The organism is Pseudoalteromonas sp. MB47, from assembly GCF_011319765.1.
In the GTDB taxonomy this organism is placed as follows: Bacteria; Pseudomonadota; Gammaproteobacteria; order Enterobacterales; family Alteromonadaceae; genus Pseudoalteromonas; species Pseudoalteromonas simplex.
The window spans coordinates 30,852-43,689 of the sequence record NZ_VFBD01000004.1 but is presented as its reverse complement, the minus strand read 5'-3'; the positions used below and the strand labels follow the sequence as shown (position 1 = coordinate 43,689).

Below are 12,838 nucleotides of genomic sequence, written 5' to 3'. Positions count from 1 at the left end.
TTTTAGTGAATGGTAAATAGCCTGCTTATTAGCCTTTTTTACGATATGGTTGGACCATGAATGATCAAATTAAGCTCGTTTAAAGGACATTATTATGACCACTCTCTCACTTAACGGTTTAAGCGTTGATCAACAACTTGCACAGTTTGTTGAACAGCAACTTTTACCAGGAACAGGCATTAGCACAGACACTTTTTGGCAAGGTTTTGCTGATATCGTCAATGAACTAACGCCAATCAATCGTGCGCTTTTAGAAAAACGCGAACAACTACAAGCTAAGATTGATGACTACCATAAACAGCAGCCGGTATGGGATGCGGCTAACTATCAAGCATTCCTTGAAGACATAGGCTACCTCGTTCCTGAGCCAGCTAGCTTCAGCATAGAAACAGAGCAAGTAGAGCCTGAAATCGCAAGCACTGCAGGGCCGCAGCTTGTTGTGCCAGTAAGCAATGCACGCTTTGCCTTAAACGCCGCAAATGCGCGCTGGGGCTCACTGTATGATGCGCTATACGGCACAGATGTATTAAGTGAAGACGACGGCGCTGAGAAAGGCTCTACATACAACCCTGTGCGTGGCTTTAAAGTCATGGCTTATGCTCGCCAGTTTCTGGATAAAGCACTGCCTTTAGCAAACGGCTCACACATCGAAAGCACCAGCTATGCAGTGGTTAATAATGAGCTTTTAATCACATTACGTGATAGTAGTCAGGTTCGCCTAGCAAACCCTGAACAACTTATTGGTTACCAAGGTGAAGCGCAAAATCCAAGCGCTATCTTATTGAAAAATAATGGCTTACATATTGAGCTACAAATAGACCATCATCACCCAATAGGCCAAGCAGATAAAGCAGGCCTTAAAGATGTACTACTAGAAGCAGCCCTTACAACGATTATGGACTGTGAAGATTCCGTTGCTGCCGTTGATGCCGAAGACAAAGTAAACGTCTATCAAAACTGGCTTGGTTTAATGCAAGGAAACCTAGTAGAAGCATTTAACAAAGAAGGTAAAACCATTGAACGCCGTTTAGCAGAAGATCGCCAATATCAAGGTGTCAATGGCGAAACAATCACGCTAAAAGGCCGCAGCATGATGTTTGTGCGTAATGTTGGCCACTTAATGACTAATCCAGCTATCCAAGATAGTGAAGGCAATGACGTGTTTGAAGGCATTATGGATGCCATTATCACTAGCACCTCTGCACTTCATGACTTAAAAGGTACAGGTAGCCTTAAAAATTCAACGGCTAATAGTATTAATATTGTTAAGCCAAAAATGCATGGTCCAGAAGAAGTTGCCTTCACTAATACCCTGTTTACCCGCGTTGAGCAGCTGTTAGGCTTGCCTACAAACACCATTAAAATGGGTATTATGGATGAAGAGCGTCGTACTTCAGCTAACTTAAAAGCCTGTATTTTCGAAGCTAAAAAGCGTGTTGTATTCATCAATACCGGCTTCTTAGACCGCACTGGTGACGAAATTCATACTTCAATGCAAGCAGGTGTAGTACTGCCAAAAGGCGCTATTAAGCTTGAACCTTGGATCAGCGCATACGAAGATCGCAACGTAGATATTGGTCTTGCAACTGGCCTTAGTGGTAAAGCACAGATTGGTAAGGGTATGTGGCCAATGCCAGATAAAATGGCGTTAATGATGGAACAAAAAAGTGGTCACCCGAAAAGTGGTGCAAATACCGCGTGGGTGCCCTCTCCTACTGCTGCAACACTGCATGCCATGCATTATCATGATATTGATGTATTTGCCTGCCAAAAAGCGCTTATGGACCGCAAAGAAGCAAGCCTTACCAGCTTACTCACTCCGCCGCTTATGAAAGATGCCAGCAGCTTAAGCAAAGAAGATATTCAAGCCGAACTTGATAACAACGCTCAGGGTATTTTAGGTTATGTTGTGCGTTGGATTGACCAAGGTATTGGTTGCTCAAAAGTACCAGACATCAACCATGTCGGTTTAATGGAAGACCGTGCCACACTGCGTATTTCAAGCCAGCACATGGCCAACTGGCTGTATCATGGCGTTTGTTCTGAAGAGCAAATTAGAAAAACCATGGCACGTATGGCGAAAGTTGTTGATGGTCAAAATGAAGGTGATCCGGCCTACAATAATATGGCTGATTCAGCCGAAACTTTAGCACAAAGTGTTGCTTATCAAGCAGCTTTAGCCCTTGTATTAGAGGGAGTTAAACAACCTAGTGGCTATACTGAACCATTATTGCATGCGTTCCGTATAAAGTATAAATCGTTAAATTAGCCACTACACAACTCCCCTTCGAGTTTCATGTGTCGTTCATAGCAGCCCAAGGGCTGCTTTTTTTTTGACTAATATCAATTGAACTCATAACGACAGTGAATAGCCACCATTCATGGCATAATGAAAATCTATTAAAAAAGGGGCATTTGTTACCAAATGCCCCTTTTTACGTACTAATACGTACTAATTTTTTAAAAATTAGTTTTTAACAATCGCATTGTGATAAACGTTTTGCACGTCATCACAGTCATCAAGCATAGAAATAAACTTTTCAAAGTTTGCGATATCATCTGGATCAGTGATGTCAGTATGAACTTGTGGAACAAACGTGATTTCGTCTACTTCAAAGTTGATACCTTCAAATGCTTCTTCAAGAGCTGTTTTTGCTTTGTAGTACTCAGTATGTGGAGCGAATACAGATACTTTGCCGTCTTCTACTTCTACATCTGTTACGTCTACATCAGCCATCATTAGCGCTTCAAGTACAACTTCGTCGTCATCGCCTTCAAAGCCTAAAACAGCTAAGTGGTCGAACATATGCGCTACACAGCCCGGTGTACCAATTTTTGAATCTGTTTTAGTGAACGGTAAACGTACATCTTTAATAGTACGGTTAGGGTTATCAGTTAAACAGTCCACAATAACCATACAGTTACCCGGGCCATAGCCTTCGTAACGTGCTGGAGAGTAGTCTTCCCCTGCTCCACCGGCTGCTTTTTTGATTGCATTATCGATTACGTGTGCTGGAACTTGGTCTTTTTTTGCACGCTCAATAATACGTTTTAGCGCTTGGTTTACTTCTGGATCTGGTTCGCCATTTTTAGCAACAACGTAGATTTCTTTACCATACTTAGAATTTACTTTAGTTTTTGCATTGGCTGTTTTAGCCATGGCGTTTTTGCGGACTTCAAATGCTCTGCCCATCTTATGCCTCTATGAATACATTTGATAATTGCCGATATTTTAGCAACTCATGACCGCTTGGGCTAGTACTAGGGCATTTTGAAAAATAAAAAACTAACAATAAATCTCAGGAAAAATAAAAAACAAAGCTATTTAACATAACACTTTATTTTCTTGGAATGAGTCAACCAAAGTAGGTAGTTCTGAAAAATGATGCATTACATAATCGGCCTGATTTGCATACTCAGGAATTTCATCTGGCGCGTACAAGCAAGCACGCATGTTGGCATTGTGAGCTGCTTGTATATCAAATAAGTAATCGCCGACATACAGTAACTCAGACTGATCAAGCTCCCATAATGTCGCAATCGCATTTAAAGCACTTGGATCAGGCTTAGCAGGCGCATCAGAGCGAGTCAACACGGTTTCTATTGGTAAGGGGTTATTCTTTAATTTAATGGCAGCTGCACGGTCGTAGTTGCGAGTCACAATCGCCATCGGGATGTTATTTTCTTTCAGCCTCTTAATTGCCTCAGCAACGCCTGGCAATAAATGCGCATGCTGCGCATCAATAAGTTCATGCTGATGAACAATATTCATCGCTTCTTCACGCATGTAAGGCGAAGGTAACGAAGCAATGTAAGCAAGTAAGTCATTATCAAGCGGACAGCCTACCTGTGCTTTGATCAGTGAAAAATCCAACTCCGATGAAACCAAAGTACCATCTAAGTCAAAAATTACGCCACGGATATTGTTGTCATGGATAGTCATATAAATCCCTGTATATGAGAAGTGGGAAAATGTTGATGCCCATTAATAAGATAGTTTACGAAATGGGTTTATTAAAGGATCAAAGGATTAAAAAAGTAACTTTTTTAATCCTTTAGGACTGCTATTACTCTGGATTGACCGGCTCAAATCTAGCCTCAAGCCAAGTATCATCTTGGCTAAAGGTCAGCGTTTTTACCTTACCTTTACCCTCAATATTTACCATATTCACTTGTGTTGGCCATAGGTCGCGAAGTGCTCCGTTGCTCATTCGAATACCATGAATTCCCTCAGGGATCATGACTTCTTGGTAAACCCAAAAGAATTTACCATCAACTTGCGCACCCACATCTTTAAGCTCAAGCGGCTTGCCATCTAAAGTTTGTAGAGCAATATGTGACTCAACATAATCAGCAAAACGCTTCTGATCTTCTTTATTTGATAAAATATCAGCATTGCCGTCAAACAAATATTCAACGGCGTGCTCTGTATCATGTAAATAAAAACGATGCATCAGCTCAATATTGTTGGTGCGTTTGTTAAATAACACGGTAGTCACAGACGCTTTTAACTGGTGCGCCATGGTTGGCGCACTCAGTAATAAAGCAAAAATAATGGCTATAAAGCGCATTATTGTTGCTCCTGGGCATCATTTTCGTCGTCTTCTTTCAGCTCAGTTTTAATATCTTGCATGATATCGCGGCTGACTTTCGCTTTACTCTTCTCACGTTTGTACACTTCAATACGTGATGGAATAATACGACGCGGGTAGTTATTGTTTTCTACATCAACATCCGCTGTTTCCCAGCGAGGGTCCACTGTAACAGACACTAGGTTTTTACCTTTTTCTGTAACAATTAGCTTTTGTACATGCTTGTGGTTACGACGCCAGATTTCAGCCGGAATGTACTGCTCTTCTTTCGTACCATCTTCATAAGTAAGCTCTAATAAGATAGGCATGACTAAACCACCTAAGTTTGAGAACTCAAGTACGTAGTAGTTTTTATCTTCTTTGATTGCACGCTCAAACGTTTTACGCTCCCAAGGCTCTAATCCTTTAAGGAATTTGTTATACGCGTTACGCTCTTTGTTAGTTACTGTGAAACGGTCGTTTTCGTCGTAGAAGTCAGTTACATCTGGGTTTTCTTCAACCCACAGTTTTTTACCTTCTTCTTTATTACGTTTTACGAATAACGGCATTGGCTTGTCAGCTTCGATATCACGTAAACGATTAAAGTCGATATCAGGATTTTTGGTATCTAAACGAAGTTGGTAAACCTTGTCTAGCGAGATATCAACGTGATCTGTGGTGTAGAACCAACCACGCCAGAACCAATCAAGGTCAACACCTGACGCTTCTTCCATAGTGCGGAAGAAATCAGCAGGAGTAGGGCGCTTGTATTTCCAACGCTGTGCATATTCTTTGAATGCAAAGTCGAATAGCTCACGGCCAAGGATCACTTCACGTAAAATGTTAAGTGCAGCAGCAGGCTTAGTATAAGCATTAGGGCCTAAACGTAATACGCTGTCTGACTGTGTCATAACAGGCACTTGGTTTTCAGACTTCATGTACTCAACGATGTCGCGAGGCTCAACACCCCAAGGAATAGTGTGGTCCCATTCGCGACCAGCAACACCATCTAAGAAGCTGTTAAGGCCTTCATCCATCCACGTCCATTGACGTTCATCAGAATTGACGATCATAGGAAAGTAAATGTGGCCAATTTCATGGATAACCACACCGATCAAGAAGCGTTTTTCTGCTTGCGAGTAGGTACGAGTTCCATCTTCTTGTAGATCTGTACGCGGGCCATTGAAGGTGATCATAGGGTATTCCATACCGCCTACAGGGCCATTTACAGATTGAGCAACTGGGTAAGGGTAGTCAAACGAGAAGCGTGAATACACTTCCATTGTATGAACTACTGACTCAGTAGAGTACTTCTTCCAAAGGTCACCACCTTCTTTAGGGTAAAAAGACATCGCCATTACTAACGGCTGATCTTTACCGCCTTGATGGTAGCCTTTTGCATCCCACATAAACTTACGTGAAGAAGCCCACGCAAAGTCACGTACATTTTCAGCTTTAAAATGCCATGTTTTCGTTTTGTTTGTGCCTTCTTTTTCGTTTTCTAACGCTTCTTCTTCAGTCACGATGAAAACAGGGCGCTTAGCATCTTCAGCTTGTTCAAGACGCTTACGCTGTGTGCTAGTCAGAACGCTGCTTGGGTTATCAAGTTGACCCGTTGCCGATACGATATGGTCAGCAGGTACTGTAATTTCTACATCGTAATCACCAAACTCAAGTGTGAACTCACCGCTGCCTAAGAAAGCTTTGTTAGTCCACGCTTCATAATCAGTGTATGCAGCAAGACGAGGGAACCACTGCGCTAATAAGAAGATATCGTTACCATCTTCTTCAAAGTGTTCATAACCTGAACGTGCACCAACGGCGTCTTCTTCAACAATGTTAAAGGCGAAGTCCATGCTGAACTCAACGTCTTTTCCCGGTTTAAGCGGCTCGTTTAAGTCGATACGCATTAAGGTATCTACTACAGTAACTTTAAGCTCTTTTCCGTCTTCGTCTTTAACATTGGCGATTTGATAACCCAGCTCGTTGTCGGCCATAAATTGCTGACGACGTAACTGACCTAAGCTCAATTTAGTTGATTTTGGCTGAGGATCACCTTGCAATGTTTTACCATTGAAAGTAGATGTCATTTCAGCAATTGAGTCAGATTTAAAGATATTTTGGTCTAGCTGTAACCAAAGATACTTTAAGGTGTGCGGCGAGTTATTTTTGTATTCGATAGTTTGGCTTGCTGTTAAGCGACGTTTCTTTTCATCTAGCTTTACATCGATGTCGTAGTTTACTTGCTGTTGCCAGTAATTTTCAGCAGGCTCACCGGCCGCACTACGGTATACGTTTGGAGTTGGAAGTGCTTCATCTAGCTGACGGAACTTGTCAACGAATGAGCCTTTAGTTTGCTCAACAGATGACGCCATAACAGCTGAAGATACTGCTAAAGGCAATACCAAAGCACTCAATTTGAGAACTGCTTTTTTCATTGTTTATCCTGTAATTAGTTTGCAACCGTAACATCGCAAACTAAAAACAAAGTTGCAACATTATCACGATAAATTGCGGTATTTTTCCGGTAGTATTCATCGGTTATTACTAATCAAGATTAATTGTTGCTTTTTTTAATTAATATCTTGTAAAGGGGGTTTACAAAAACTGATTAATTTTAATTCAGCACTAATTCATTCCAAAGCATTACAGTTAAAGAGAAGGTAATCGACTTAAATTCTAGTTAATGATGAAAGGGTGATTAGATGAAGTTTTATATTGTAAAAAAAGACTCTCGTTTAGCAGCCATTCCTGCGCAAGAATCAATCTTAAACGAGTACCAAGAACGTGGTTTTAAGTTTGTTGAGGTCATCAATGCATGTGATGAATCAGACGCCCTATCACGAACAAAACCAGAGATTAAAAGAGCTAACAAATGGCTAATTTGGTCATCTTCTTTGGTTATTTTGACCCTATCCATAATTATTTTTTGCAATTAAGTAATTTTTGTAGCATTTACTATTGAAATTTACTGCCATTTATATTTAAAATCGCCCACTTTTTTGATTTTGGGGTCTACGAAGCATGCATTTTAACCCCCAAAATGTTTGGTAATCAGCATAGAATTCGGTGAGCGTATGGATTTCTATATCCTAAAAAAACAACAAGAACTAATTGCAATTCCAGCGGACGAACAAAATTGTAAACAGTACCTAGATTCAGGGTATTTTTATATCGACAAAGTAGCGGCATGTAATGAAACAAATGCCCTTAAGATTTTACAAGCTAAACAAACTAAAGCGCTTAAAGTACCTATGATCATGGCATTGTTAGCCTTGCCAATGGTGGTTTTTGCTTGGTATAGCTTAAGTTAACAAACCAGGCTGGGCATCTTGGCTCAGCTTAGGTATATTGACGCTCTTAATAAATAATAAGAGCGTTTAATGAAAGTCCTTCATACATCTGATTGGCATTTAGGCCAACAATTCTACGAGCATTCCCGATTCGATGAGCATCAAGCATTTCTAGCTTGGTTAACCGATACGCTTGTGTCAGAACAGATCGACTTACTACTGGTTGCGGGTGACATTTATCATACGGCAACACCTCCTGCCAGCGCAGAAAACCAACTCTACCAATTTATTAAAACCACTAAGCAGCATTGCCCTGACTTACACATAGTAATTATTGCTGGTAACCATGATTCAGCAAATCGTATTATGGCGGCAAAACCTTTATTGGCTCAGTTTGATACCCATGTTGTTGGCCGCTTTGATAGCAATGCTCCTCATGAAGTAGTACTGCCAATCAGCACAAAAAATGGCGATGCGAATGTTGTTGCTATGCCATTTTTACGCAGTAGTGATTTAAGCAGCTATAACCGCCAACAAGAGCAGCCGCTAACATACAATCAAGGCGTTGCCCTTGCCTACAAAGATGCATTACAAACAGCAAGCGAATTACCAAGCGCGCCATTAATTGCTATGGGCCACCTGCATGCAAAAGGTGGAGACATCTCATCTGATTCTGAACGTAACTTAGTGATTGGTGGTGAAGATGCGATATCGGCAAGCATATTTACTGATCAACCTGATTATGTCGCACTAGGGCATCTTCATAAGGCTCAAAGCGTCGCGAAGAAAGAGACCATTCGCTACAGTGGCACGCCAATGCCGATGTCATTTTCTGAAAGGCGTTACCAACATCAAGTTGTAATAGTCGAGCTTACTGACTCAGGTACTTCTGTAAACCCCCTTTACATTCCTAGCTTCTGTAAAGTCATGTTACTACCAGAAAAAGACTGTGTGCCACTGAACGAACTCTGTGAGCTTATAAAACAGCTCGATTTAACAGATGAAGATTTAGCGCCCTATCTGCGGGTTAAATTGAGCGCCCATGACACTGACACCACTTTCAGAGAACAAATAGAACAAGCCCTTGAAGGTAAGCAGGTTAAGTTTTGTGGCATTGAAAGAGTACGTCAGCAAAGCAACCAGCAAGACGATGAACAAACCCTATTTGAAGATGTCTCGCAAATTGAAGCGCTAAATCCACATTCACTTTTAGAGCAAGCATTTGCAAACAATAAAGATATGGCAGGGCAGGCGGTGCCAAAAGAGTTAGAAAGCTTACTAAGCCAAGTGATCGATGAATTGAATGCAGAGGACCTACTATGAAAATTTTAGCGATTCGTGTTCACCAACTAGCCTCTATCTTAGACGCCGAAGTCGACTTTAGCGCTTCGCCTTTAAAAGAAGCAGGGTTGTTTGCCATCACCGGTGATACCGGCGCCGGTAAAAGCACATTACTCGATGCCATTTGCTTAGCACTTTATAACAAAACAGCAAGGTTACGCGGCGATACAGGCAATAAAATTGACTTTAACGGCGACAATATCAAACTCAATGACTCGCGAAACTTATTACGCCGCGGGGCAGGGCAGGGCTATGCCGAAGTCGACTTTATTGGCCAAGATAAACAGCAGTACCGAGCAAGGTTAAGCTTTAGCCGAGCGCGTAATAAAGCCGATGGCAAGTTACAGCCCGCGCAACATAGCCTTTATTCATTACCTGATGAAACCCTAATCGCCGATCGAAGCGCGGCAGGTAAAGAAATCGAGCGTATTATCGGTTTGAGCTTTGAGCAGTTCTCACGAGCAGTCCTTCTTGCGCAACATGAATTTGCGGCATTTTTAAAAGCGACCGGAGATGAGCGTGCGCAACTACTTGAATGCTTAACAGGCACCGATAAATTTAGCCGTATTGGTCAGCGAATTTTTGAACGCCATCGTGAGCAGCTGCAAGCATTAGAGCAGTTAAAGTTAAGTTTAAGTAATTATCAGGTTTTAAGCCCTGAACAGGTCGAAACGAAACAAGCAGAACAAAAAGCGCTTGAAGCTAAACTTGCTGAGTTGCAAAAGCAAATAAAACAATTTGAACAGTACCAAGGGTGGTACAAGCAAGCATCTCAGCAGCAACAACAGCTAAACCAGGCAGAGCAAGCAAAGCAAGAGTTACAGCAGCAAATGCACGCGCTTGCTGAAAAAGCCACTGAAGCGAAACAAGCTCAGCAATGCTTAGAAATAAAAGATAACCGTGAACGCGTCACTTCGATTACTGCTCAACATGGGCAACTTATTAAAAACCGTGAGCAGCTTTTAAACGTTGATCATAAAACACTGCTCAAAGACGCTGAGCAAACGCTTGAAAAGCAATCCGCGCAACTAAACCAAGCAAAGCAAGCACAAAAAGACGCACAACCTATTATTAGCCAGGCCCGTGAGTTAGATAAGCAGCTTGCCGTATTAAACCAGCAAGCAGCGGCGCAAAAAGTACAAGCAGAAAAAGCAAAGCACCATCATCAAGAGCTGACTAATACACTAAATAGCCATAAAGCCGAGCAGCAAAAACAGCTCGATCAACAAGCGCAAATAAATAGCTATTTAGAAACACACGCACAATGGCAACCATTAGCAAAAGACTGGTCATTCTTTAAAAGTGAGTTAAGCCGCTTTAGCCAGCAACTGCACACAATTAGCCAATCACAGCAAAACGTAAAAGCTCTTCAACCTAAAATTGATGAGCAGCAAGCAGCTGCGCAGCAGTGTAAAACTCAATACCAAGCCCTTGAGCAAGAAATTAAGCGCCTAAATGAGCAAGATACCGCCTTTAAATCGAGTTTAAACACCCAATCAATGGCAGATATCGACGCTAGGCTTGATGCGATTAAACACCTGATTGAAAAGCGCCAAGTATGGCAAACTAATCATCAGCAGTTAAAAAATTGGCAAACCCAGCTAAACACTTTAAGCCAAACGGAGCAGCAACTACAAACAGCATTAAAAGATGTGCAGCAAGGTGCAGAGCAAGCACAGCAGCAGGTTTCGTTTTGTGAGCAAAACTTACAGCAAGTGCAGTTAAGAGCCAGTGAAGGGGTTAGCCAGTTACGCGCCACTTTAAAGGCAGGGGAGCCGTGTGCAGTATGTGGCTCAAAAGAGCACCCCTTTATGCATGAAGAAATGGTTAACGAGCAATTTAGTCAACTTATTAACGACTTTACCAACCAACTAACTAACGCCAAACAGCACTTAAAAGCTCAGCAAGCATTACAGCAAGCTAAAAGTAATGAGCTGGCGGCATGCAGCCAACAGATAAGCTCGTTAACTGGGCAAATCTCAGAGCTAAGCGCGCAACAACAGAGCCTCAAAGAAACCATGGCAGCTAATCGTACTGAGCTAAATGATTTAACCGAAGATCAGTTAAACGAGCGTCAACAACAGCTCAGCCTGCAAAAACAGCAATACTACAAAACTCTTGAACAGCAACAGCAGCTGCAAAACACGCTTGCGGCTAAGCAAACTGAGTATAATCAGCAAGGGCAAGCGCTACATAGCAAAGAGCAGCAATTAAACGAATTACAGCAACAGCTGAATAATCAGCAAACACGTTTAAACGAGCTCAATGATGAGCATCAGCAGCTTTACACGACACTGAATCAACAGTTCGCCAGTGCACCTTGGTGGCAGGCACTCAATACACAAAGCATCTCTTTAGAGAACATTGCAGAGCACGTTGAGGCTTATCAAGCTTCGCAGCAAACGGCGGATGAGCTTAAAACGAACTTAAAAGCCATTGAGCAGCACCTTGCACATGTAACGCCGCAGCTTAACGAAGCACATACCTCCTTATCTCAGTGCAACGAGCAGCTAAGCCAAACTGAAAACGAACTCACGCAGATACAATCAAAGCGCGAGGGCTTATTTAGTAACGCGGCGATATCGGTAGATGAGTTTATAGCAGAGCTTGAAAAGGCGATAGATTCAGCGCAGCAGGCACTGCAACTTACCCAGACAAACCATAGTAATGCGGTGAAGGCGCGTGACGAACAAGCCATTCAAATCGCCAATATTGACGAGCGTGAAAAAGAGCTCACCGCAGAGCAAGCGGCGCTTAATGAGCGATTTAGCCTTTGGTTTAATGATTTTAAAGCGCAGCACCCAAGTTTGGATGAGCAAGCAGTTAGTCAGCTATTAACGATAAGTCCCGCTGAAATTAAACAAACTCTGGCAGATTACCACACCGCCGAGAGCAGCTTAAAAGACGCTGAGGCTCTTTTAAAACAGCGACAGCAGGCGCTGGCTCAGCACCAAAAAGACAAGCCAGCTCTCGGTGAAGATGAGCTGCAATTACAGCTTAATCAAGCCACAGAGCAACAAGTACAAGAAAATAACGCATTATTGCAAGTTGCGACTGAGCTTAAAACCCATCAACAAAATAGCGAAGCGCTGGCTGATAAACAAAAGCAATTGGTTGAGCAGCAAAAAAGCTATGAGCACTGGCATTTACTCAATAAGGTCTTAGGGGATGCCAGCGGCAAAACCATGCGTAATTTAGCGCAAACGCAAACCTTAAAAATACTGCTGCACTACGCGAATAGTCACTTACAGACACTAAATAAACGCTACAAATTAACAGCCATAGGGCAAACGCTCGATATCGCAATTATCGATAAAGACATGGCCGATGAGCAGCGCTCTGTTAATACATTATCGGGCGGTGAATCATTTTTAGTGTCGTTAGCACTGGCGCTTGGGCTTGCTTCGTTATCGTCGAATAAAGTGCAAATAAACTCTTTGTTTATCGATGAAGGGTTTGGTACGTTGGACAGTGAAACGTTAAGCATCGCGATGGATGCTCTTGATTCACTACAAGCACAAGGCCGCAAAGTAGGGGTTATTTCTCACGTATCAGAAATGACCGAACGCGTTGCCACGCAAGTGCATGTGGCGAAAAAACCAGGTGGTTATTCGACCATCTCAGTTATTTAAA

At 42.2% G+C, this 12,838-nt stretch carries 9 protein-coding genes; 5 read left to right on the top strand and 4 right to left on the bottom strand.

The annotated features are described in order from the left end of the window. Positions 1 to 91: 91 nt before the first annotated feature. Positions 92 to 2,269, top strand: coding sequence for a malate synthase G (locus tag IMPJCBKJ_RS00895; RefSeq protein ID WP_166338634.1), 2,178 nt, complete (start codon positions 92 to 94; stop codon positions 2,267 to 2,269). 198 nt (positions 2,270 to 2,467) lie between these two features. Here IMPJCBKJ_RS00895 and IMPJCBKJ_RS00890 read toward each other — a convergent pair whose 3' ends face one another. The 4 genes from IMPJCBKJ_RS00890 to IMPJCBKJ_RS00875 all read right to left on the bottom strand — a co-directional run bounded on the left by IMPJCBKJ_RS00890 (position 2,468) and on the right by IMPJCBKJ_RS00875 (position 7,009). Beyond that, the gene (locus IMPJCBKJ_RS00890) at positions 2,468 to 3,193 is read right to left on the bottom strand and encodes a YebC/PmpR family DNA-binding transcriptional regulator (protein WP_054553380.1); all 726 of its coding nucleotides are present in this window, start codon (positions 3,191 to 3,193) and stop codon (positions 2,468 to 2,470) included. A 132-nt stretch (positions 3,194 to 3,325) separates the two neighbouring features. Next, positions 3,326 to 3,943 (bottom strand): HAD family hydrolase, encoded by a 618-nt coding sequence (locus IMPJCBKJ_RS00885; RefSeq protein ID WP_166338222.1) that lies wholly within the window; start codon positions 3,941 to 3,943, stop codon positions 3,326 to 3,328. A gap of 124 nt (positions 3,944 to 4,067) precedes the next feature. Further along, positions 4,068 to 4,571: a DUF6702 family protein gene (locus IMPJCBKJ_RS00880; RefSeq protein ID WP_054553378.1), complete on the bottom strand. Its 504-nt coding sequence runs from the start codon at positions 4,569 to 4,571 to the stop codon at positions 4,068 to 4,070. Next, entirely contained in the window at positions 4,571 to 7,009 is a 2,439-nt protein-coding gene (locus tag IMPJCBKJ_RS00875; RefSeq protein WP_166338220.1) for a M1 family metallopeptidase, read from the bottom strand. Before IMPJCBKJ_RS00875 ends, IMPJCBKJ_RS00880 begins: the two co-directional genes overlap by 1 nt. Positions 7,010 to 7,276: 267 nt before the next feature. On the opposite strand from IMPJCBKJ_RS00875, the gene IMPJCBKJ_RS00870 reads away from it, so the two are divergent. From IMPJCBKJ_RS00870 to IMPJCBKJ_RS00855, 4 genes are all read left to right on the top strand, one after another. Continuing rightward, entirely contained in the window at positions 7,277 to 7,510 is a 234-nt protein-coding gene (locus tag IMPJCBKJ_RS00870) for a hypothetical protein (protein WP_054553376.1), read from the top strand. A 138-nt stretch (positions 7,511 to 7,648) separates the two neighbouring features. Beyond that, entirely contained in the window at positions 7,649 to 7,885 is a 237-nt protein-coding gene (locus IMPJCBKJ_RS00865) for a hypothetical protein (RefSeq protein WP_054553375.1), read from the top strand. A 69-nt stretch (positions 7,886 to 7,954) separates the two neighbouring features. Then, positions 7,955 to 9,187, top strand: a complete 1,233-nt coding sequence (locus IMPJCBKJ_RS00860) for an exonuclease SbcCD subunit D C-terminal domain-containing protein (RefSeq protein WP_166338218.1) — start codon at positions 7,955 to 7,957, stop codon at positions 9,185 to 9,187. Further along, positions 9,184 to 12,837: an AAA family ATPase gene (locus IMPJCBKJ_RS00855; RefSeq protein WP_166338216.1), complete on the top strand. Its 3,654-nt coding sequence runs from the start codon at positions 9,184 to 9,186 to the stop codon at positions 12,835 to 12,837. The genes IMPJCBKJ_RS00860 and IMPJCBKJ_RS00855 overlap by 4 nt, the downstream gene beginning before the upstream one ends. Position 12,838 lies beyond the last annotated feature (1 nt).